The 22824-nt window shown below is 40.7% G+C and carries 23 protein-coding genes and 1 pseudogene; 11 read left to right on the forward strand and 13 right to left on the reverse strand.

The window, feature by feature from the left end; genetic code table 11:
- Nucleotides 1–27: 27 nt before the first annotated feature.
- Together BV375_RS26455 and BV375_RS26460 are read right to left on the reverse strand one after the other, a co-directional pair.
- Nucleotides 28–735 (reverse strand): pentapeptide repeat-containing protein, encoded by a 708-nt coding sequence (locus BV375_RS26455; RefSeq protein ID WP_086766000.1) that lies wholly within the window; start codon nucleotides 733–735, stop codon nucleotides 28–30.
- A gap of 692 nt (nucleotides 736–1427) precedes the next feature.
- Nucleotides 1428–1910 carry a hypothetical protein gene (locus BV375_RS26460; RefSeq protein ID WP_086766002.1) on the reverse strand — a complete coding sequence of 161 codons (483 nt, stop codon included), beginning with the start codon at nucleotides 1908–1910 and terminating at the stop codon, nucleotides 1428–1430.
- Nucleotides 1911–2513: 603 nt separating this feature from the next.
- Between BV375_RS26460 and aroF the strand changes: the two genes are divergently transcribed.
- Nucleotides 2514–3386 carry a 3-deoxy-7-phosphoheptulonate synthase gene (gene aroF / locus BV375_RS26465; RefSeq protein WP_086766004.1) on the forward strand — a complete coding sequence of 291 codons (873 nt, stop codon included), beginning with the start codon at nucleotides 2514–2516 and terminating at the stop codon, nucleotides 3384–3386.
- Between the two features lie 1060 nt (nucleotides 3387–4446).
- Nucleotides 4447–5103: a PEP-CTERM sorting domain-containing protein gene (locus BV375_RS26470; RefSeq protein ID WP_166507533.1), complete on the forward strand. Its 657-nt coding sequence runs from the start codon at nucleotides 4447–4449 to the stop codon at nucleotides 5101–5103.
- Nucleotides 5104–5766: 663 nt separating this feature from the next.
- Here the strand turns inward: BV375_RS26470 and BV375_RS26475 are convergent.
- Nucleotides 5767–6129 carry a hypothetical protein gene (locus BV375_RS26475; protein WP_086766008.1) on the reverse strand — a complete coding sequence of 121 codons (363 nt, stop codon included), beginning with the start codon at nucleotides 6127–6129 and terminating at the stop codon, nucleotides 5767–5769.
- A 645-nt stretch (nucleotides 6130–6774) separates the two neighbouring features.
- Here BV375_RS26475 and BV375_RS26480 point away from each other — a divergent pair.
- From BV375_RS26480 to BV375_RS26490, 3 genes are all read left to right on the forward strand, one after another.
- Complete coding sequence (locus BV375_RS26480) at nucleotides 6775–7920, forward strand: serine/threonine-protein kinase (protein ID WP_086766010.1); 1146 nt, start codon at nucleotides 6775–6777, stop codon at nucleotides 7918–7920.
- Nucleotides 7921–8046: 126 nt separating this feature from the next.
- The gene (locus tag BV375_RS26485) at nucleotides 8047–8460 is read left to right on the forward strand and encodes a XisH family protein (protein ID WP_086766012.1); all 414 of its coding nucleotides are present in this window, start codon (nucleotides 8047–8049) and stop codon (nucleotides 8458–8460) included.
- Complete coding sequence (locus tag BV375_RS26490; RefSeq protein ID WP_086766014.1) at nucleotides 8448–8783, forward strand: XisI protein; 336 nt, start codon at nucleotides 8448–8450, stop codon at nucleotides 8781–8783. The genes BV375_RS26485 and BV375_RS26490 overlap by 13 nt, the downstream gene beginning before the upstream one ends.
- An 89-nt stretch (nucleotides 8784–8872) precedes the next feature.
- Here the strand turns inward: BV375_RS26490 and gndA are convergent, their stop codons facing one another.
- A complete protein-coding gene (gene gndA, locus BV375_RS26495) occupies nucleotides 8873–10306 on the reverse strand; it encodes an NADP-dependent phosphogluconate dehydrogenase (RefSeq protein WP_086766016.1) in 1434 nt (477 codons plus the stop codon).
- 225 nt (nucleotides 10307–10531) lie between these two features.
- On the opposite strand from gndA, the gene BV375_RS26500 reads away from it, so the two are divergent.
- The 3 genes from BV375_RS26500 to BV375_RS26510 all read left to right on the forward strand — a co-directional run bounded on the left by BV375_RS26500 (nucleotide 10532) and on the right by BV375_RS26510 (nucleotide 13428).
- On the forward strand, nucleotides 10532–11311 hold the full coding sequence (locus BV375_RS26500; protein WP_086766018.1) for a Ycf66 family protein: 780 nt from the start codon (nucleotides 10532–10534) through the stop codon (nucleotides 11309–11311).
- Nucleotides 11312–11691: 380 nt separating this feature from the next.
- Nucleotides 11692–12267: a globin domain-containing protein gene (locus tag BV375_RS26505; protein ID WP_086766020.1), complete on the forward strand. Its 576-nt coding sequence runs from the start codon at nucleotides 11692–11694 to the stop codon at nucleotides 12265–12267.
- Nucleotides 12268–12612: 345 nt separating this feature from the next.
- A complete protein-coding gene (locus tag BV375_RS26510; RefSeq protein ID WP_086766022.1) occupies nucleotides 12613–13428 on the forward strand; it encodes a hypothetical protein in 816 nt (271 codons plus the stop codon).
- A gap of 81 nt (nucleotides 13429–13509) precedes the next feature.
- Here BV375_RS26510 and BV375_RS26515 read toward each other — a convergent pair whose 3' ends face one another.
- From BV375_RS26515 to BV375_RS26530, 4 genes are all read right to left on the reverse strand, one after another.
- The gene (locus BV375_RS26515) at nucleotides 13510–13866 is read right to left on the reverse strand and encodes a DOPA 4,5-dioxygenase family protein (RefSeq protein WP_086766024.1); all 357 of its coding nucleotides are present in this window, start codon (nucleotides 13864–13866) and stop codon (nucleotides 13510–13512) included.
- A 172-nt stretch (nucleotides 13867–14038) separates the two neighbouring features.
- Nucleotides 14039–14767 carry a 2-phosphosulfolactate phosphatase gene (locus BV375_RS26520; RefSeq protein WP_086766026.1) on the reverse strand — a complete coding sequence of 243 codons (729 nt, stop codon included), beginning with the start codon at nucleotides 14765–14767 and terminating at the stop codon, nucleotides 14039–14041.
- An 89-nt stretch (nucleotides 14768–14856) separates the two neighbouring features.
- Nucleotides 14857–15903 (reverse strand): RNA 3'-terminal phosphate cyclase, encoded by a 1047-nt coding sequence (rtcA, locus tag BV375_RS26525; RefSeq protein WP_086766028.1) that lies wholly within the window; start codon nucleotides 15901–15903, stop codon nucleotides 14857–14859.
- Between the two features lie 145 nt (nucleotides 15904–16048).
- Nucleotides 16049–17398, reverse strand: a complete 1350-nt coding sequence (locus BV375_RS26530; RefSeq protein WP_086766030.1) for an FAD-binding oxidoreductase — start codon at nucleotides 17396–17398, stop codon at nucleotides 16049–16051.
- Nucleotides 17399–17545: 147 nt separating this feature from the next.
- Here BV375_RS26530 and BV375_RS26535 point away from each other — a divergent pair, with 147 nt between their 5' ends.
- Nucleotides 17546–17785: a hypothetical protein gene (locus tag BV375_RS26535; protein ID WP_086766032.1), complete on the forward strand. Its 240-nt coding sequence runs from the start codon at nucleotides 17546–17548 to the stop codon at nucleotides 17783–17785.
- A 142-nt stretch (nucleotides 17786–17927) separates the two neighbouring features.
- On the opposite strand, the gene BV375_RS26540 is transcribed toward BV375_RS26535, so the two are convergent.
- From BV375_RS26540 to BV375_RS26555, 5 genes and pseudogenes are all read right to left on the reverse strand, one after another.
- Nucleotides 17928–18212 carry a hypothetical protein gene (locus tag BV375_RS26540; RefSeq protein WP_086766034.1) on the reverse strand — a complete coding sequence of 95 codons (285 nt, stop codon included), beginning with the start codon at nucleotides 18210–18212 and terminating at the stop codon, nucleotides 17928–17930.
- Nucleotides 18213–18219: 7 nt separating this feature from the next.
- Nucleotides 18220–18453, reverse strand: a pseudogene (locus BV375_RS26545) (UPF0175 family protein).
- Nucleotides 18450–18752, reverse strand: a complete 303-nt coding sequence (locus BV375_RS38850; protein ID WP_339376788.1) for an ABC transporter substrate-binding protein — start codon at nucleotides 18750–18752, stop codon at nucleotides 18450–18452. Before BV375_RS38850 ends, BV375_RS26545 begins: the two are co-directional and overlap by 4 nt.
- Complete coding sequence (locus tag BV375_RS38855; RefSeq protein WP_279432968.1) at nucleotides 18695–19288, reverse strand: ABC transporter substrate-binding protein; 594 nt, start codon at nucleotides 19286–19288, stop codon at nucleotides 18695–18697. Before BV375_RS38855 ends, BV375_RS38850 begins: the two co-directional genes overlap by 58 nt.
- Nucleotides 19289–19321: 33 nt before the next feature.
- Nucleotides 19322–19792, reverse strand: a complete 471-nt coding sequence (locus tag BV375_RS26555; protein ID WP_086766036.1) for a tetratricopeptide repeat protein — start codon at nucleotides 19790–19792, stop codon at nucleotides 19322–19324.
- Nucleotides 19793–20082: 290 nt separating this feature from the next.
- On the opposite strand from BV375_RS26555, the gene BV375_RS26560 reads away from it, so the two are divergent.
- Together BV375_RS26560 and BV375_RS26565 are read left to right on the forward strand one after the other, a co-directional pair.
- Nucleotides 20083–21342 (forward strand): GTP cyclohydrolase II, encoded by a 1260-nt coding sequence (locus BV375_RS26560; RefSeq protein ID WP_086766038.1) that lies wholly within the window; start codon nucleotides 20083–20085, stop codon nucleotides 21340–21342.
- Between the two features lie 232 nt (nucleotides 21343–21574).
- Nucleotides 21575–22804 (forward strand): URC4/urg3 family protein, encoded by a 1230-nt coding sequence (locus tag BV375_RS26565; RefSeq protein WP_086766040.1) that lies wholly within the window; start codon nucleotides 21575–21577, stop codon nucleotides 22802–22804.
- The last annotated feature ends 20 nt before the right edge of the window (nucleotides 22805–22824 follow it).

Here is a 22824-nt window from a genome sequence, read left to right on the forward strand (position 1 = left end):
TTCTATAGAGTGAGTGACAAAAGCAGGTTAAGTGTGAACTGCACCATCAGGCATAATGGCTCCACTTAAATTAGCTCCAATGAGTTTAACCAGAAGGCGCTCGCCAGAGCGAATCCGCGCACCTGTTAAATCAGCTCCCCGCAAGTCAGCGCCACTGAGGTCTGCTCCAATTAAATTAGCAGAGCGCAAATTTGCCTCTCGGAGATCGGCTAAAAGTAGGTTAGCCCGAAATAAATTTGCTTCCGATAAATTTGCACCTCTCAAATTAACTTTGTGCATAAAAGTATCGCTGAGATTTGCACCACTCAAGTTCGCAAAACTCAAGTTTCTTCCGGATAAATCTTTGTTACTCAAATTAGCTCGACTAAAGTCTTGACCACTCAAATCGGAATTTTTCTGTGTTGGTTGATGGTTTGTTTGCGGTGGCTTTTTTGGTTGAGGTGGTGGTGGTGGAGAGTCAGGCGGTGAGTAAGGTTGTGAGTAACGCGGTGAGTAAGTTGCAGGTTGATGCTTAACTTCAGGTTGATGCTTAACTTTTAGAGAACGCAATTTATCACGTGCTTCATTAATTGCTTTAATTTTGTCTTGTGCCTTTTGTTGTAAACGGAGATTGTCTTGCGGAATGCGATCGGGGTGCCACACAAAAACCAAATCTTTATAAGCCTGGTTCACTTCCTCAAGTGTTGCACCAGGCTCTAATTCCAAGGCTCTATAATACCGTTCCAACTCGCTCATAAGATGTTTTAGTGGACAATCAAGTTAATTATGAGTGATGCATCCCTCTATTGGCTTAATTCTTTATTAAATCTCTATTTACTTGTACTATTTAATAACACATATACTTTGAGTTTTTGAGTGCCAATAGAAGTAGTTTTAGCAACCTGACTAGCTCAATATATTAATTGAGCCACAGTAGCCTTCGTTGCAAAAAAAGTTATATTAATATGCTAACTGATACAGTACGGCAATTTTATCAGGTGTATTAGCTATTGTAAAAGCTACTTGTATAGTGTTTTTGTCGTATTTATCTACTCCTTTAACATTATCTAAAAATGATCGCAAATAGTTTTGTTGTTCAATTTGACGATTAGTGGTTGGTGAAACTCCTATGATTGTAAATAATCAAGCCAGATACGATCTTTGCTGACTGCTGATTCTGAGCGTAAGCGCAGAATAGGCAAATTCGACCCTTTCGCCAAACCTGAAACGAGAGACGGGGTATTTCTGTTGCAACTGCTTGTATAGTGAAGTCTTACAGCAGAACACTTTCACACAGTTATTATACAAGCCAATAGTGACGAACTCAGTCCATCAATAACCTTTCTGTTGGCAAACCACTCTTAGCAGCTGGCATAATTGGGCTGTTCTGGGATTTTTCCTTTAGTTAATAGTTATGATTAATTTTTTTCTATCTTCTATCTCTCCATCTATCCATTTCTCCATCGATTTATAGCTCTTAAATATGCTGCAACTGGAATTTGATAAACCTCAATAAAAATCCAAACAATAATTGCTAAATGTAACAGAAAAGTTAATATAGTCCAGATATATGGTATCCAAGTAATAAATTGATGTGGAGATGGAGGAAAATTGTAAGCCACAATGCCAATCAAAGTTGTGGGCAAGAGTATAAAAGCAATTGCTGCTAACCCATAGCCCCAACCTAATTCCACCCCTTCTAACTGGGCTTCTGTCCAGCTAAAACCATTCCAAGACCAAATTAGCGGCGGTTGGCGGGAAGGCATCTTGATTTGCTGTTGTTCTAGGTTGACAGTAAAAATCTCTTGGCAGAAGTCACAAGCCATAGCTTCCATTAATGGCATCCGAGTAATCTTACCTACACGGCAGACTGGGCAAGGGTAAGCTCCTTGAGAGTCGAAAGATGTGGCTAAAATTTTAGAACGAGGCATCATAAAACCTAGTGGCACTAATAATGTGATTGGGCTGCCGCGGAATTTGACAGGAATGATGAATTGCTAGATTGTTTAGAGTTCATCAATATCCTGTTACCCATGACCCAAAAATAGTTGTAAGTTTATATAATTTCTACGGTTATAAGTCAGGAAAACGTCTTGACAGGCGCAATAGTACTGAGTTTAACCCTTTTTCAAGAGTTGTGGAGCTATTGACTCCTCCAACTGGGTCTGTTATCGTGACTTATATATAAGGATTACATCAAAATTATCTAGTTGCGTACACTAAAAATGTTCAACAGCAAATCTTACTTTTATTTTTGGTTTAAGGCGGTTCACCGGCGGTGAATTAGTTTCCTAATGGAAACCGCCAGGTGAACCGCAGAGCAAACTCTGCGGTTTTTGTTTTTTTGGAGCATTTCATCGTCATGATCTATTTCGGTAGTTGGTTTTATGGTTTTTACTTTTGGCCCAGAGCAAGTTCCAGGTAAATAGCGTCATGTCGATGATTTAGAACGCGCCCGGAACTCTCAAGCTGAGTTTCCGGGCTTTTTTGTTATCAACCTCACTCTCATAACCTCATACAAGGAGAATCTCACAATGATTAATGCTCAACTCGCTGCTCAATCTCATCCTAGCCACCAAACAATTGTCAAACTCTCAGAAACAGTCAGCTTCGGAGGAGAAGAAATAGTAATTATCGGTGGTCCCTGCACAGTTGAAAGCTTAGGGCAAATGCAGACAGTCGCGCAAAAGTTAGCTGCTGCACCTGTACAGGCTTTACGTGGCGGCGTCTACAAACCTCGCACATCTCCTTACGCTTTCCAAGGAATGGGAGAAGAAGGACTGGAAATTTTGGCAGCGGTGCGATCGCGTTACAATATCCCAGTTGTGACTGAAGTTATGTCAATTGCCCAAATTGAAATAGTTGCTGCCCATGCTGATATGCTGCAAATTGGTAGCCGTAATATGCAAAACTTCGATTTGCTCAAAGCTTTGGGACAAGCTGGGAAGCCGATACTACTCAAGCGAGGACTGGCGGCGACAATTGAAGAATTCGTCATGGCAGCTGAATATATTTTGAGCCACGGCAATCCTCATGTGGTACTCTGCGAAAGAGGTATTCGTAGCTTTGATAATTACACTCGCAATGTGTTGGACTTAGGAGCAGTAGCTGCTCTCAAACAAATCACTCATCTACCTGTGATTGTAGATCCATCCCATGCTGTGGGTAAAAGAGAATTAGTAGCACCTATGGCTAAAGCTGCTGTTGCTTGTGGGGCAGATGGATTAATTATCGAGTGTCACCCAGAACCAGAAAAATCTGTTTCCGATGCACGTCAAGCACTATCTTTAGAAGATATGGTGAATCTAGTTAATAGTTTAAAGCCTGTAGCCGCAGCAGTTGGGCGGAATATCTCAGAATCAATCGGGGTGGGTTTAAAACCTGCCCCGATTTTTTGTGCTGCTTAAATTTTGCTGCCAAGCGATGTCTGAAAATATTAATCTTAGAGACATAGGATGCTATGTCTCTAAATTGCGTCTAGATTTACTGAGTATAAAGACTTGAAGAACCGCTTTTCTGCATCTTGGGATCATCATCTGTTGCACCTTTTTGAAGAATTAGTATTCTTGTAAACTGATGACTTTCAATCCTGCACAATTTCCAATATGGCAATTGGATGATTGCGATCGCAGTTTGTATTACCAAGTAGGTATGCTAACAAATTTCTACAGTCTGAAGAGCATAATGCGTTAGTTAGCCTGCCTGTTCAAAAATTCTGCCATTAGTATTTAATCATAAAGCACAGTTCGGTTGCCTATTCCTAGTCTAGCGCCAAGATATAGCACTAAGGATGAGTTTTGCTGCCTTGCATAGCTACTCAAAGATTGAAAACGTAGCGACAAAATCCGAAGTGGCACTAAATATTTTTACTTACAAAGAGTTATAGAGATTTCATCACTCTAAAGATAGGTAATTGATTTAAAATTGGTTGGAGCAACTATTCTTTATCTTAGCTTCACAGATAATTGTGATTTTTTAATCAGCCTTTGTATAATCTAGAATCTCATGATGAATGCTTTAAATACTTAAAGTATTGAAGGGTGTATTTTGTTTACTGTGCTATAACAGAATGAACATCAGTCATGCTTTTGATAGATTTTTGTGCTGGAATTACCTGCTTAATAGCCATTTTTTATACCTTTAAATATAAAACACTGACTTAATATTCTCTTAATAAAACCAGATATGATACTTAAAAAGCTTAGTATTTAAGAGTATTAGTAAGACTTTATACGAACTTTATGGACTAATGTATTTTTTTTACAAACACTTTATGTAAGTCTAGAGTAAACACTTAGATAATGAAAATATCTGCGACAATGAGATTAACATGTCCTTGTTATTGCTACTAACAGCAAATATAAATAAGGAAGTGAATGTTTACTAACTCCTGAAGAGCTAATGTTTGCAACTCATTAGGAAAGTTTGCAGATAGCAAAAATCTAGTAATTCTGGATGGAGAAAATTATGAATTTCAAATCAATAGGCTTGGGAATAGCTTTGACTTGTGGCACATTGTCCTTAGGTAGCACTGTCGGTGTATCACAAGCTCAAGCAGCTACAGTAGGAAGTGCAAATTTTGCGGGACTGCTGAGTTTTCAGAATCAATCCCAGGTTAATCCACTCACTGAAACACTCAAATTCAGTAATCCAGGAACTGTTTTGAGTGCTGATGGTATATTTGCTGGTTCAACCAATGTTACCATCGGCACTGGCAACCCCTATAGCCTGCTATTGAATAAAATTTCTAACGTCAATGCTACATCAGCTCTATACACAGCAAATTTAGCTTCCATAACTGACCCATTCCTTACTTTTAGTAATGGGATAAAGTTTCAGGTAACTAGCATATCCAACTTTCTGAGAACGACCGAATCAAACACTACCAGTATTGATGGCTTTTCGATCGCTGGAAAATTCTACAATGGTGTAAATGCCGTAGCTGATGGAGCTATCACTGGACAACAGAAAAAAGGCGCTATTGGCAGTTACTCATACAGCATAGTTGCTACAGATGTTCCTGAACCTTTAACTATCTTAGGTTCAGCAACGGCTTTAGGATTTGGCGCTGCCTTGAAGAAGAAATACGCCAAAAAGCAGAGTAAAGAAAAGGCAATGGCTTAATCACCTTTTCAAGAACTGTCATTGATAATGCTGAAACGCTGGTTGAATAGCTAGATTTTTAATTGTTGCATCTAACCATTTATTTATCTACCCAAACAAATAGTACCCTTAGTCTCTCAACAGAGCTTAAGAGTAGTGATTGAGTTCCCTATTTGGTATTAGTACGAAATTTCCCAGATTATTATATTGTTATCAGGTTTATTCAGGTGTTACCAGCAAATGATTCAATTCTTCACAAATATGAAATGTTGTACTAAACCATCATTACAATAAATTCTGAAGTACAAGGTGCATTTTCTTAAAGCTTATTCACCCAGCGAAAAAATTAGCTAAAGTCAGAAGTAATTAGAAAATTTGAAGTTTGAATTACGTTAATTAATTAGACCCATCAGAAAATTAACTCAGTAAAAAAATAGAAGATAAAATTTTATTTTTATATGTCTTAATGTCTTAGCCATATACCTTTAGCGGATTATACAGCATAATAAATCATGCTGAGGCTCAAAATTTGAAAATTCTATTTTAGTTATCTAAATCATTATCAACTATGAAAAAATCTAATAGCTAAGTTGATTGAAGGCATGTAAGCAATCTTTAAAATCCTTGTAAAAACTGGGTTATAAATGTTTTAACCTATGTATTAAACATCTAGAATGATTGCCCTTATCGATGAGGCTTGCTAGCTAACGAAGCACTACCAAGAAAACTGGACAAACCTACTAGCATCCAGCCTAGACAGACATGCTTTCGTGTCTGCCAATCCTCTTGCTTGCTGATGATTACTAATTTAGTATTAGTATCAATGATTTCTAGCCCCCAACATCCCAACGCACTTATCCCGAAAAAGCTAGCAATCAACACAGAAGAAATTGTGATTGTTTCTAAAATGTGATCGCCCAGAGTTTGTTGTATGCTAAAACGCTTGACAGCCCGGCGATTCTGAATCATAGCCAACTCAATTTTGTCTATAGGCTTTATATAGTTTTGTTGAGATGGATGATCAGCAATTTGTTTATTATTAACCATTTTTTTCCACCTTTGTATTGTTTCTGAGGTGTGAATGTAGACAGGTAATCAGACAGCTTATTTGATTTAGAATGGCTTTTATATCTTGGCTTCTGTGAACTAGAATCTGTTGAAAACAGTACAAAAAAATACCTCTTTATTGTAAAAAAATCTTGTTATTTAAGTAAGCTTTTCATTAAGCTGTGATAGCAACTTTAGGACAAATACTGCCATATTGCATTTCATTACGGCTTTCAGACTTACCTAAAACTTTTGTAACCTCTCAGCATAGCTGGCAGTACATTCTCCAGTAAATAATTATAAGTTGTTGTGCACCACTGCTATTCTTTTTTATAAGAGAAAATAGGTAGTGCAAAACTCCCCCTAAATCTTTGGTTCATTGTTTGCAAAGACTCAGCTAGTACCTCGCCTCAAAGGCTTGATTTGTTCTTGCCATTGATTCATTTATTACTTTGTTTCATATTTATTTTGTAAAAGCAGTATTTGGTCACTACCTCGCATTCTTATAGCAGATGAACAGGCACACATGAGTCATACCGAGGCCGTAGATTTTGGTCATGCTGCTATGATGCTCAGACTATTACACTCAATAATGGCGATCGCAGTGCACAATAAAGACAAATAAGAGCGATTTTTAGCGCCACCATGAGCTACTGCCTTAATCCCCGTTGCCCAAAACCGGAAAATTCTGATGTTGTCAAGTTTTGCCTGACTTGTGGATCTAAGTTACTCCTTAAAGAACGTTATCGCGCTATTCAACCTATAGGGCAAGGTGGTTTTGGTAGAACTTTTTTGGCGGTAGATGAGGATAAACCCTCGAAACCGCGCTGCGTGATTAAGCAATTTTACCCCCAAGCCCAAGGCACTAATACTGTGCAAAAAGCTGTGGAGTTATTTACCCAAGAAGCCGTGCAGTTGGATGAATTAGGCAAACATCCCCAAATTCCAGAACTGCTGGCATATTTTACTCAAGATGACAGACAGTATCTTGTACAAGAATTTATTGATGGAAAAAACTTAGCGCAGGAATTAGTAGAGCAAGGCGCTTTCAATGAAGTGCAGATACGGCAGTTGCTCAATGATTTATTGACAGTACTGAAATTTTGTCATGCCAGACAAGTAATTCACCGCGATATTAAACCCGAAAATATTATTTTACGTGCGAGCGATGCCAAACTAGTATTAGTAGATTTTGGTGCTTCTAAATCTGCCACCAACACCGCTCTCAACAGAACTGGTACAAGTATTGGTAGCCCAGAATATGTCGCTCCAGAACAAATTAGAGGACGGGCGATTTTTGCCAGTGATATCTACAGCTTGGGAGCTACTTGTATTCGGTTATTAACTGAGCGATCGCCTTTTGATTCTTATGATATTAATAATGATGCTTGGATTTGGCAGCAGTACTTAAAAACTCCTGTTAGTAATGAGTTGAGCCGCATTCTCAACAAAATGCTAGAAAGTATCCCCATTCGTCGCTATCAAACAGCCGATGAAGTTCTCAACGATCTCCAAAAGTCGCCAGTAGCGCCTACACCAGCCATATCAGCCAAGCCTGTTACTATTTCGCCATCTACACCTCAACCTGCTGGAAACAGCAAATCTCACAGTCAAATTGATCGAGAATTAGAGGAGATGAAAACTCAATTTCTTGGCGGCGTTAAGCCTCAAAAAAATAAAATAAACCCACCAACTTCAACTTCTCAATCTACTAGTAAAAGCATCATAGATGATGAGCTAGAAGAATTAAAAGCTAAATACCTTGGAAACAATAACACACCAAATCAATAAGAACTACAGATAAAAAAGTCTCTATTACATCACACATCTTGAAAATCTACTCTCGATACTTCAAAGAGGTATCATATTGCACAAAAAAATTGAGAAGTTAGGAGTTTCAAATCTACTAATCTAAGTATGGCGCGAGATTTATTCCATGACATTGTTAGATCAGCCCTAGAAAAAGACGGGTGGACAATTACAGACGACCCGTTAAGTATTCGTTGTGGTGGTGTAGACGTGCAAATTGATTTAGGTGCAGAACGCCTCATTGCCGCCGAAAAAGCCGGGGAGAAAATAGCAGTTGAAATCAAAAGTTTCGCTAGTGCCTCAAAAATATCAGAATTTCATACAGCCTTGGGGCAATTTATCAACTATCGTTTTGCCCTGCGGACAGAAGATCCAGAACGAATTTTATATTTGGCAGTCCCTTCTTTAATTTATAACGATTTTTTTAGCTTGCCCTTTACCCAATCAGTAGTACAGGAAACTAAACTTCTACTGCTAATTTACAACATTGAAACGGAGGAAATAGTGCAATGGCTAAATTAGATCAATATCGGCTGATAATTCAGCAATTGCTGGACAAATATGCACAGTATAAACCTAGTTATGGCGATGTAGACGTCGAGCCGATATTTGATACACAACGTGACCACTACCAAATTATCAGCGTTGGTTGGAATCAACAAAAACGGGTTTATGGCCCTATCATCCACCTGGATCTCAAAAATGAAAAGATCTGGATTCAGCAAAATACTACTGAAGTAGACATCGCTACGGAATTAATAGAAATGGGTGTACCTAAACAGGATATTGTCATTGGCTTTCACACACCAAAAATGCGGCAACTGACTGGTTTTGCTGTGGAATAATATTTGTGTCTTTATGGTTATGACAAAAAAAGTGACTCTAATATCTAGAGTCACCAGCAAATAATCTAAGAATTTAGAGAGGTGAAAGTTTATCCTTTCTCAGCTTCAGCAATGGGAACCCATTCAGTGTGGAAGGTTCCAGGCTTATCAGTACGCAGGTAGGTATGCGCGCCGAAATAGTCGCGTTGTGCTTGAGTCAAGTTTTGCGGCAAGCGATCGCGGCGATAGCTGTCAAAATAATCTAAAGATGCACTAAATGCTGGGACTGGAATTCCCAATTTGGCGGCTGTTGCTATGACTTCCCGCCAAGCGGTTTGCCTGTCGAGAATTGTTTGCTTAAATTCAGGGGCCAATAGCAAGTTAGGCAATGCTGGATTTTCGTTAAAAGCCTTCTTAATCTTATTCAAGAAGCCAGCGCGAATAATACAGCCACCTTTCCAAATCCGCGCCATTTCGCTCAGATTCAAATTCCAATTATATGTTTTTGAAGCTGTAGATAGCAGTGCCATCCCTTGAGCGTAAGAACAGATTTTTGAGCAATAGAGAGCATCCCGTACCTTGTTCACAAAGTCTTTGACCTGCCCATCATACTTACCGCTAGGCCCTGTCAAAATCTTGGATGCTGCTACCCGTTCGTCTTTAATAGAAGAGATAATTCGGGCATTAACTGCGGCTGTGATTGTGGGAATGGAAACTCCCAATTCCAATGCAGTCTGCACAGTCCAGCGTCCGGTTCCCTTTTGACCTGCGGCGTCAACAATTAAATCGACTAGGGGTAAATTTGTTTCAGGGTCAATGTAAGGGAAAATATTGGACGTAATCTCAATCAAAAATGAATTGAGTTCGTCGGTGGTGTTCCATTCAGTGAACACTTCATGCAGTTGATTGTGGTCAAGCCCAGCAGCACTTTTGAGCAAATCGTAGGCTTCAGCAATTAGCTGCATATCGCCGTACTCAATGCCGTTGTGTACCATTTTGACGTAGTGACCAGAACCACCAGGCCCAATGTAAGTTACGCAAGGACCGTCATCGACTTGGGCAGCAATTTTGTTAAAAATTGGTGAGAGATACTCGTAGGAGCTTTGTGTACCTCCAGGCATTAGTGATGGGCCATTCAAAGCACCTTCTTCGCCACCACTGACACCCATACCGAGAAACCGCAACCCAGCAGGTTCTAATTCTTGGGTGCGTCGTTCTGTATCTTCAAACCAAGAGTTACCACCGTCGATAATGATATCGCCTTCATCTAGCAATGGTTTGAGTTGAGCAATCACAGCATCGACTGGCTTACCAGCTTGCACCATCACTAATATTTTGCGAGGACGTTCTAGTGCAGCTACGAATTCTTCCAAGGTAAAGGCGGCTTTGACATTCCGTCCTGGCGCACGTTGCGCCATAAAGGCATCGGTTTTTTCTCTGGACCGGTTGTAAACTGCAATTGGGAAGCCATTACGCTCGACGTTTAGAGCGATATTTTCGCCCATAACGGCTAAACCAATCACACCAAAGCTTTGTAGTGTCATAAACTATGTTTGGCTAACTCTTGCAGATCCTTTTATCTTTAAGGGTAGTCCGAGATTTTCGCTTCTCTCCTAAAGAAGACATTAAGAAAGAGTAAATCTAGGCTGCAAAGATACACAACTAACATAGATAATTAGTTTTAATTTGTATCTAAATCAACAATTAAGTTGCAAAATTTGCAAAAGTGAAATATCTAGTCAAAGGACACAGTAAGGAGTAACCAAATAATGCTGGCATATGTCCTAGCTTTGGCGGTGGGCCTTGGAAGCTTAGCCATTTATTTATCAGCTTTCTTCTTTCCGGAAATCCATCGCAAGAATGATTTTATTTGGAGTGGGATAGGGCTATTTTATGCTCTGATGTTATGGGTTTTTGCACAACGCATTAATGGCGGTCTTTTGCTGGGTCATGTGGCTAGTGTCGCTCTTTTGGGTTGGTTTGGCTGGCAAACTTTCTCATTACGTCGGCAGGTAACACCGCAAGCACAACAAACACAAGTCCCCAGTTCAGAAGCTGTAAAAACTTCAATTCAGCAACAGGTTACTAAGTTGTCTCTGCCAGAACGGCTGGCCCAGTTGCAAAAGGGTGTTGGTAACACCTTTAGTGGAGTAACAGATAAATTTCAAAAAACTCCTAAAAAAGCACCTGCAACATCCAAAACTAAAGCTTCTTCTCTGGTTGAAATTATCGACAACACTACTGATACAACAGAAACCCCAGTAGCAGAAGTAGTTACGACCACTGACACCGACTTTCAAACTGCCATATCAGAAAAACCAACCGATGAGGTAGTCACCACTACTGACACGGAAGCGAAAACTGAGAGTCTTCCAGAAGTAGTTCCACCAAATCCCCCATCTCCGGAGTTGGTGGAAGCAGCACAAGCCCATTCTGAGGCTGAGAATAAAGAACCAATTCCCGTCGAGGAAATTGCACCGGATGCGGTACTCGCTCCCCCAGCGGAAGTACCGCCAGACCAAATACCGCCAACTGATCAGGCTAGTTGAATTGAGTGAAACCCAGCATTAATCGTAAGATAATGTTGGGTTTTACTTAAAGGTATAGGCACCTTGAAGAGCTAGTAGCACAGATAAAACAATGTCTTAGTGACTTAGCTGATAGCTTGATTGAGGCTGGGATCTAGATGGAACCAACAACAGAACAGTTGAAAGCTTTTTACAACTGATGAAGCCGCTGCCCAAGCAATTCTTGCTAAAATCGCCTCAAGCTAAATGGTCATGTGATCAATCACACAATGCTCGGTATTAAAATCAATGCCCTATTTTTAGCATATAAAAGTTTACCAAGCTCTGCTTTTATTTTCGAGGAGAGGTTTATAAAATCAGTATGCAACCAAATACTGATTCTTATGTTTGGGTAACTAAAGATGTCTACACAGCCTTTTGATCCCACAAAGTACTACCCATCTTATGTCAATCCCAATCCTCAATTGACACCTGAACAGTTTCGCCAAATCCAGAATTCTTGGAAGCTAGTTAAAGACGGTCAGTTTGATGATTTTAAACAGCAGGAGTTGATTTCTGACTCATTGGGTTTTTGGGGGTTAGAGTTTTACGAGATACTCTTTGAACTCGATCCAGCGCTGAAACTTATGTTCAAAAACAAGTTTAATCAGAGCCGAATGCTGACACAGATGGTTGATGCTGCCTTGGGTCTGTTACCAGGTACTATAGACCCATTTTTGGGTGATGAGAAGACAGAACTAGACCCTAAACTTATACCTATATTAGTAGACTTGGCATCAAAGCACGTTTCTTATAACGTAAAGGCGAGTCATTATCATACTGTAGGTTTGGCACTCGTCCGTACTTTGGAGAAAACATTAAAGAACAATTTTGATAAGGAAACTAAGGCTGCTTGGTTAGAGCTTTGGTCTTTGATGTGTACGGTGATGATTCCTGAACATGTGAAGAAAACTCAAGAATTAGGTCTAGAGGTATAAGTTTTATTTCCCGAGAATTTCAACAACTCAAGGTTATATATCTCAGATTTGGGGCGAAGAATTGAAAAATTATTGCGATCGCAATAATCAGATTATGCCCGTTCAAATACCTGTCATTGCGTACTATTTCGGATAACCCGTTTGCATAGCGTCTCTGGCAGGAGAAGGGTACGAAGTGAAGCAATCGCAGAGTCCTTGTGATTGCTTTATTACACTACCCTACGGGAACGCCTAACGGCGAACGGGAAGCCACCTTTCAGGCGTCTAAGTTGCACTCGCTGCGGACATATTAAGGGCAATTTGCCGGACATCATATGAATCAAGCAATTCTCTAGCCTAGAACCAATGCATATTTCCCAAGCACCGTATCGTGAACTGTTTGATTCGATTCTTAGTTATCAAGGAACCGATCTCTATTCAGAGATATTGCATCCGTGGTGTGCAAATGCAATGGCAATCAAGGCTTGGTTAAGCGATTTTGCAACAAGAAGCGGTTCTCCAATACCAGAAGCATCAATTGAGGATTTGTGGCAACTTTATGCACTTTCCCGTATAAACGACTTGTTAATCTGGCATCTCCGTGATGAGGATACTGAAATTGGTTCTGGAGCAGAAATTACAAGTGGTAATTATCTTGAATTTATGCGATCGCTAGGTTTCGAGGTAGTGACCTCTAGACAATTTTCGCCGTTCTATCACGAAATTGTTCAGGTTATTCAAGATGAACACCGCTATCCAGAAATCACTGTTATTAGTATCTTTTGGGATTCTCTGATGCTAGGGGACATGATATTTTCTCGTGCTGGTGCTTGCGTAGCTGGTGGTATAGCAAACATTAATAAATCCATTGCAGAGAAGTCAACGCTGTACTGGACTTATCGTAGAAAGACACGAAAATGCCAAGATCTTTCCTATGGTTGGGGAAGCAATTCTCAGTGGCGAACAAGTTTTCGACGAGATTACAAGATTAACAATTTTGTTTACTACAATATTGACGGAAAAAATGATCTAAATTTGGGGCAGTGCGAGAACGCTGAAAGTGATGATTTAGAATTGCAAGAGCGAATTGAATTAGTCAAGCATCGATGTTTTATTACCGTCAATAAACCTGATGATGATTTGTTTCCATACGATGATTGCTATTGCGAAGCCCTCCAATAGAGTCATATTCCCAAATGCACAATCTGAAAACCCGCCACTATATCCTACTGGCGATCGCACAATTAGAATTTCCACAAAAGCTTATGATCTTCTAATCTGTTGAAGAAACTCAACATTTAGATCTAACTTATTTCCTAACCACAAAGAATGGTCTATATGGTCTGCCACATCGTCACCAGTTGAAGGGTGAACAAGAATGTCTAACTCCTCACGATTGAGCATTAACCAGGGAACAACATTGCCAAACTGCTCTGGAGAAAATGCAACTTGATACATTGATTTTGGGTGAGGGCCAATAGGCTTTTCATGCCAACGTCCGAGCTGCACATCAAAACTAGCACCTAATCCTTCGCGTACACGTGCAGCCGCCTCACGACTTGCAATATCGAAGTAAACATGAGCGTGAAAACCAGTGATTTTAACAGTATCTTCTTTCATCACTCTTAGCTCCACTAATAAACTTCAAACTCAACCCAAAAGCTCGTCAGCGGTAAAGGAGATAAACAATTCAAAATTCAAAATCGCGAAGCGCTGCGAGCGTATGTATATTTAAAAATAAATCAGGTAGTAATCCTATATATCAAATAATATAAATCTATTTTTAATCAAATTATCGATTTATAGAATGACTATTGATATAAGCGTTTTCCGTAAATAAGGGCACGCAATCACTAATATTAAAAGCTGCTGCTAATTCAACATCCAATTCATAACCTTTATCAATCAATTCTTTTCCAGAACTGCATTTTTTTAAAAATGTTAGCAAATTATTCTGAAAAGTATGAAATGCTACTATGGCAGTTTCAGCTTCCGGAGATAAGCTACCACTTAAGCAACTTAGGATTGCGCCAGCACCAATTAAATCTTCAAAAGCTGGCCGCAGTGTACCATCTTCCCACTTTTCACCAGCGGGAATGACTGCAATTCTTGAACCATATTTTTGAGCAAATTTTGCCACGGCTTCACTGTTTCGCAAGCAACCTGCTATCGTTGGAGTCTTACCAGTTAGCAATGTCAGAGTAGAACCATTAGGAGAAGGTATAACTAACTTAGTTCCCGTAGGAATTTTAGTTAAAGATGCAGGAGAAAGTGAATAACCTTCTTGAGACATACGACCTTTTGATAATTCTGCTTTTAGAGACTTGGCATAATCAATTGCCGAATCATCTCTCCATTGATAGGGATATATAATTGCACCATTATTGGTAGCAATTTCTGTCGCAGTAGAGAAAGATAGAACATCGACAATAATAATGGCATCACTAATTGGTGCAAGTTGAGCAACTCCTTGCTGTCCCCACTCACAGCGTAAAGCAAATTCTGCTTGGTCAAAAATCATTTTTTTACTGATGAATTTTTCTATGATAGAGTAGCGCGATCGCAATTCTAATTATGGATTTGAGAACCGCCGCCTATTTTAAAATAGTACTAGCTTATATGAGGTGCGATCGCTACTATTTTCTCTGCTTCATCCACTGTTACGCGTGCTAATCCAAACCGTTCAATGATCGCTGCATTTGTTGTTAAATGAGTACTAATCTCAGATGCTCGATACTGGCTTGCCCCAGATGCTAAAGTTGCTGGCAATAATAATTGATCTGCCAAATGTTCATCCACTGGCGCACCTGTTTGGTGAAACTGTAATAGTTGCCGACAAGCAATATCTGCAACTTTCTCTGCTGGTAAGCGCAAACGTCCAAATCCACCAAACCCTGTTAAGCTGTTTTTATACTCAGCAGTTAAAAAAACACCTGCCCCAGGTGCGACACCTTTTTCTCGCAATGCCTCAATAGCAGCTTTCAATCCAGCTTGACGCAACAAATTCTCGGCACGATTCGCCATTCGTTGGGCAATATGAGAAGCTAATTCTGTTACTACTGCTAGTCCCCGCACTTGGTGTAAGTTACCCCGTTCCAACAAAGTAATCCCATTGATTGTGCCACTACCACTGACTTTTATATGCATCTCTCCACCACCTTGAGGATACCATCCCCACGCACGTAACTTTGCTGTCGCCTTTACTCCCATGCGGCGCAGCATCGGTAGATAAACTTGCTCAATGTATGTCATTGTCGGACTAAAAGGAACATGAGTTCCGCCTTTTAAAATCACTTGCGAGTCATCAGCAGCCAAGGCTAAAGGTAAAAGCACAGTCTGCAAAACCAGAGTCATCGCCCCAGCCGAACCACCTTGCTGTGCTTCTGTGACATCAAAAGTATATTGTCCTGGCTGTACAGCACTACCAGGAATGAATTCCAGCTTCATTGAACCTAAAGCATCACCTCGCAATTGCGCATGACAGATTTTGGCCGCAGCACGAACTGCTGTGAGGTGTTGTGCGGCTAGCCCTGGCCTTTTACGTTTGGCACGAATACCTGCAATGCTGATAGCTTCACCAGTGATAGCGGCTAAACTCAAGGAGGTACGCAGAACTTGTCCACCGCCTTCTCCGTAGGAACCGTCAATTTCAATCATGGGCAATTGGTGATTTTTAAACTTTGATTATCTCTACGGTTGAGTAATCAGATTACAAAGTTTATAGCGGTTTACACTTGAGTGCAATACAACTTTTGCAGGCAAGGGAAATCTTTACAGCTGGTAATGATTCCCCTATTTGCTGTTAATGTTGAATCTTGAATTCTAATACTTTGCTTTTACCAGGATTCATCAATCCATAGGGGTCAACCATTTCTTTAAATTTTAACTGCTCAGGGTCAATTACTTTTCTGCCGCCGTCTTCAATAATGTATGTATGAGGATTGGCAATCATTACACCCTGCGCTTCGTGATAGCGGATAATCTCGTTGAGGCGTTCTTCTGTGGTGTAGCGCACGAGTTGTAAAGCACCAGGAATAACTGCACCTTTGACCCGAAAAAATTCTAAATGCATCATAATTTCATCACCAAAGTGATGATACATATGTTCCACCAATTGCAAACTAGAATCTGGAGGAAAGATACTTTGCAAATAGGTAATTGAGGTATCTACAGTACGGGCGTGTAAGGTGGTGTGGTTCCAGGTAAATTCTGCTAAATTTGTACCTTTACCTGCATCTTGTGCGGGTTTTTGATAGGTAATTTGTCCGCCATATTGGTGAACCAATCCTGGTAAAAATTCCAAACTCGGTTCAGCAACCATTAAAAATGCTGGGTGCGTACCTTTTGGGATGTATTCATGTAAAGCGTGAAAGTATTGAGGAATTGGCGATGCAAACACGCTAATCAATTTCTTCATCATGCCATCAGCATTACCAAGGGCATTACCAAATTTGGCGGCTGTTATAAAGTCGTCAAAGGTGACAATTACTTCCGCCCAAGGATAAGCTGGCCCTAAAGGTAGTTCTAATTGCGTGATGATGCCATTAATACCCCAAGCATGATTTACCTTTTGCACGTCATCGCCGCGTAACTCGATGATGCGGGGTTCATCTTCTAAAGTTACCACTCGCAGTCCTAATAGATTACCGCGATCGCCTAATAAGCCATATTGTATTGAGCCTATACCCCCACTTCCACCAGCTATAAATCCGCCAATTGTAGCTGTACGGTAGGTTGAGGGAGCCATGCGCATTTCCCAACCGATTTCTCGCGCTTTTTTATCCAAAGCTGCCAATTTCACCCCAGCTTCTACCCGCGCTACTGCTGGTTTTACCCAGAGAATTTCGTGCATTTTGGTCATATCAAGAATTACGCCACCATGCAGAGGTACGCATTGCCCGTAATTCCCTGTTCCTGCACCCCGGACGGTTACAGGTATGCGGTGTTTGGCACAGGTTGCGGCTACTTTAATGACTTCTGCTTCATTGGCGGGACGGACGACGATATCCCCGACTTTTCCGGCTAATTTGGGTACGAGAACCGGGCTAAAGGTGTGATAGTCCTGGGATAATTTGGCGACTTGGGCGGGATCGGTAATGGTTTCGATGTCTGCAAAAGCAGCAATGAGGGTATCTAAGTTGATAGTTTTCATTAGTATTTTGGTTAAACTAGCAAATTTCTTTTTATTTTCACGCAAAGGTGCAAAGACGCAAAGCGAATTCTTGCTAGGTAGGCGCAAAGATGATTGAGCGCTAATTTAAAATTAAATTCAGGAGTTCAGTTGAGAAGAGGTAGAAAAATGAAAACCGAACAAGAACGCGAACAGTTAATTAAAGCAATCAATGTACTTTTACATCAAGCTTATGATAGTACCTTAGATGAAATTTATGCACTACTACAAAAAATTGAGGATGAAGAAGAAGAAAACGATTTAAAAGCCTATCATGCTGCTAAAAGTGATATGGAAAATAATAGTCTTATTGCATGGGAGAACATTAAACAGGAAATCGCTAATGAACGAAACAAGGATGTAGCGTGATTTACGAAGTTAAATTTACCAAGGGTGCGAGAAAAGCGTTCATCAAACTATCTCCAGAATTGCAAGACCGGATACAGATAAAAATAGATAGAACGATTGACCACAGCGCCGTGCTGCTCTATCATCAACAACGGCTGCACAATCAATCTGAAGTTGTCAAAGCTAGACTTAATACTTGTGACTCTCCTAAACCCAAATCCCAAGCAGCAATTTCAGGAGATACAGCCGGAATTTTTACTATTTGTATCCAAGAAACATTAGGCAATTGTCTTGAGGCTGCATCATCTTCCCCTGCTGAAGTGACTTCTGTAAATATACCTTCGGGAACAATGATTTCTTTAAAGAGTTGTGAGAGTAATTCTGTTTGTTTACTTTTAAATAAAACAATCAGAGGTGAAGAGTTGATAATGATGCGGTTAATCGACATTTGTCATTTATTCGGCTATTTCTTCGGTAGTGTATTGCATAAAATCAACTCGGTAACGAGAGAGAGCATTAATAAACTCTGCTCGTGTTAATCCTGCAATTTCTGCTGCTTTCGCTTGAGATATTTCGCCTCACTCGTACCATTTTACTGCGGCAATCCGCATCTCTTGAACGAACTCTTCAGGGTTTTTGCGGAGAGCCGAAAATACAGTTGATGGTAATTGGATTAATACTGTTTTCATAAAATTGTCTTATTTACCGGATTTTCTAAGTAGCTATACCAACCTTTGATTGATGCTTCAACAATGCGTTGCACTAAATTTGGATTTTTCTCTACTAATTCTTTCTTTGTCTCAATAGTAGTTGCATATGCTGGATAACCATAATCTGCTAGTAAAAATACTATCGGCTTAACCCCACCTTGTTTTTCAATAGCGAAGGGTTCTGATGTTATATAGCCTTGTTGTGCTGAGGTTTTGTCAGCTAAAAATGGGGCAAAATTAAAGTTATAAGGGCGTTTTTGTTCGTCGTAAAACCATATTTAGCTTTGAGAAGAGGCCAAAAATTAACATTAGCTGCTGCTGAGATATAAATTGGTTTGCCTTTGAGATCGGCAAGGGTTTTAATTGCTGTGTTGGGATGGGAAATTATACACTGAGGGTCTTTTTGAAAGATTGCCGTTACCGTAATTTTAGGAATTCCTTGTGCTACGGCGTTGATGGCATCAATGCCATAACCCATGAAAAAATCTACCGCATCTCCCATCAATAACTGGGTACCACTGGGTACTTGGGGACCACCCATTTTAATAGTCACATCCAGACCGTGGTTTTTGTAGATTCCAGTTGCGTAGGCACAGCCCGTCGTAGACATCGCCTGATAAAATCCGCCGTGTTCTGCTTGTGCAATCCAATTAGTACCAAAGGTAACTTTATCTAATCCTGAATTTGTGGTTGCGGAGTTGCTATTAGCACAGGCTGCAATCAAACTATTACTTATACTGATGCAACTGTACTGAATAAACTGACGGCGACTAAGGCGATAAATTACTGTTGATGAGGATGGAGACTGATTCATGGAACAAATTAACGCTCTCTTATTTGTGGTGTTTTAGCTGATTCTGAATGTACATTCTAGAATCAGCTTTTGGTTCACTACAGAATAAGGTTGAATTAGTAGAGCGCGTTGAAAAGCTTGGATTGCTTCACGATACTTTCCTAATGCGGCATAACACAATCCCATACCGTGGAGTGCGCCAAAATGTACAGAATTGAGATTCACAACCATCTGACAATCCGCCAAAGACTTTTGATAATCGCCGATGCTGTAGTAAAGAAAAGCACGACGATTCCATGCTTCGGCAAAATCTGGTTGTTCTGTAATTAGTTGGGTTAGGACTTTTTCTGCTTCAGTAGTTTCACCAGCATCTAACAACTTTTGACTGTGGTCAATTTTCTCCAACCCGTAAATTCCTTTTTGCTGAAACCAGATGCGCCATATTTTTTTAGTTGCCTTTTCCCGGATTGCAGCATCGGAATTTTTCAAATCTTCAAGTAAAGAGTTGATAGATAAAGAATCCATAAATTCGGTCTAGGTAATTGTATTTATATATCAACTTTCGCACAAAAATCTCTACTTAGTCATTTTTAAAGTCATCTTTAAATTCTCTTTTTACAGTTGCAAATTGAGCAATTTCCGTGTTGTTATTTTTAGGTATTCAGCAATACTATAAATACGGGTTTTAATATGTAAATTCATGGTTAACTAATCGTTAGTACATCATAAATTTAAAAATAAAAGCCAACTGTTGGTACTTGACAAACCCCTGTTGACTAATACTTGATAAAAACATCACAAAAAATAAATTGTCTATGCCAAAGCCAAATAGTGTTTCCAGGCATATTGTTCTAACATCCCATCCTAATAATTTTGGTCCCAAACCAATCCCCATTCACTGGGGAGCAGCTGACCCGATGGAACGTGGTCCGATTATTGCCACTTTGACTAAGCAGGCGCACCGGAATGTGATTGGCACTCATTCTGGTAGTTATGCTGTGTATCGCGCTTTAGCAGTGGCTAGCGGTGCTTTACAGTCAGATCATCGCGCAGATCTGACTAATACATCACCAGTTACACATATTGGTCCCCATCCCAGCTGGGCCGATCCTGAGAAAATTGTTTCCCTCGATCCCTTTGGGGCAGTGGCTAGTGAGGTGTTTAGCTCTTATTACGCCCAAGGATATGATATCCGCCCGACGATCGCCATTACTCAGGCTCATATTAATATGCCGGAACTGCAAGATGCGGTGGATAAAGGGCGCTTGCAGGTTGATGGCAAAATTATGAAGCCAGGTGGTGATTTAGTTGTCACTAAGGCTGCAATTGAGCCAGTGTGGTATTTACCAGGAATTGCCAAGCGCTTTGGAATCACAGAAGCAGATTTACGTCGCGCTTTATTTGAACAAACTGGGGGGATGTTCCCAGAATTGGTGACACGTTCTGATTTAGAAGTGTTTTTACCACCAATTGGGGGTGTAACTGTATATATTGTCGGTGATGTAGCCGCGATCGCCGATCCGAATAAACCCTTAGCGGTGCGGGTACATGATGAATGCAACGGTTCTGATGTGTTTGGTTCCGATATCTGTACCTGTCGTCCTTATTTAGTACATGGAATTGAAGTTTGTGTACAAACCGCACAAGAAGGAGGTGTAGGCGTAATAGTATACTGCCGCAAAGAAGGAAGAGCCTTGGGAGAGGTGACGAAATTCTTAGTTTACAATGCCAGAAAGCGCCAAGAAGGAGGCGATCGCGCTGATGCCTATTTTGCCCGGACAGAATGTGTGGCGGGCGTGCAAGATATGCGCTTCCAAGAGTTGATGCCCGATGTGTTGCATTGGTTGGGTATTACCCGTATTGACCGCATGGTGTCGATGAGTAATATGAAGTTCAAAGCCATTACCCAAGCCGGGATTGAGATTGTCGAACGGGTTCCCATCCCAGAAGATTTGATTCCTCAAGATGCACGGGTAGAAATTGAGGCGAAGAAAGCAGCAGGCTACTTTACTACAGGTGATGTGTTAGATGGTGAGGGTTTGAGTGAGGTGAAGGGGCGAGAGTTGGAAGAGTGAAGAAGGCAGAAGGCAGAGGAGCCACTCCATTGCGGTGAGCAGTGCGTTGGGCGGCTTCGCCGACTTGAAGCAACTGCGAACCCGAAGGGAGGTTCCCTGCGTTGTAGCAAGTGGCGTGGTAGAAGGCAGAAGGAATACTGCTCTCTGCACTTCTGGCTTTGTTAATAAAGTGTGAAGGATAAAGGATGAAGTTTTATCCTTTATCCTTCTGGGGTGTATCAGGAGGTGAAGGATGGAGATAGGAACCGCAGAGGCGCAGAGAGAATTAGTTGCATATCTTCGTTCTCCAGAGGCGATTCGGGAACGATGTGGGCAATTGTTTTCGTGGGTATGTGAGGGGAAGTCAGATAATTTTGTTTGTGATTTGATGCAGTTGGGAAGGGTTGCGGATTATGTAATTGAGGTGATGCGGGAGGAATACCCAAATCTAGATATTCCGTTTCATAGTCGGTGGCGACATTTTGAAGTTGAGGGTGTGGGGCGATTAGCTAAGTTGGATAATCTGTTGCTGGGATTATCGCCTGTAGAGAAGGCGGCGGCTAAGTTTGATTTGGCGATTGTGAGTGTGTTGTTGGATGCGGGTGCAGGAGATAGGTGGCATTATAACGAGCAAGAAACTGGCTTGAGATTGGGGCGTTCTGAAGGTTTGGCTGTAGCTAGTTTCCAAATGTTTTGTCAAGGTAATTTTGCTAGTGAGGGTTTACCGCAGGTTAATGCTTTGCGGTTGCAAGAATTAACTGAGGCAGAATTAGCAACTGGATTCCAGGTAAGTTCTGAAAATCCTTTGGTGGGAATTGCGGGAAGGTTGAATTTATTACAAAAGTTAGGTCAAGTTTTATTGGCTTCACCCCATATCTTTGGAGATAAAAATCCTCGTCCGGGGAATTTAGTTCATTATCTGTTGGGTAAGTCAGAGAATGGTGAGTTAGCAGCTACAACTGTGTTAAGTGCAGTGCTAGAAGGGCTGAGTGATATCTGGCCGGGAAGATTAGAGGTAGCTGGGGTAAATTTGGGCGATGTATGGCAACATCCAGCTATTGGCGATGATGGTTTAGTACCTTTTCATAAGCTGTCTCAGTGGTTGACATACTCTTTATTAGAACCACTACAAGAACTTGGGTTAAAAATTACTGGTCTAAATCAACTCACTGGATTACCAGAATATCGCAATGGGGGCTTATGTCTTGATTTGGGGCTTATCAGTGTTAAAAACCCAGATATTTTCAGTTCATCTCACTCAGTGGCATCGGCAGTTATAGTTGAATGGCGGGCTTTGACCGTGATTCTTTTAGATAGAATCGCTGCTACAGTGCGTGAAAAGTTGAGTATGAGTACTGAGGAACTACCATTAGTAAAAATCCTCCAAGGGGGAACTTGGACTGCTGGACGCAAAATTGCGGCTGAACTCAGAACAGGTGGGATACCCCCCATACAATTAGAAAGTGATGGTACGGTATTCTGAATTGGGGAGATTAGGGAGAT

This window comes from Nostoc sp. 106C (assembly GCF_002154725.1).
Classification (GTDB): Bacteria; Cyanobacteriota; Cyanobacteriia; order Cyanobacteriales; family Nostocaceae; genus Aulosira.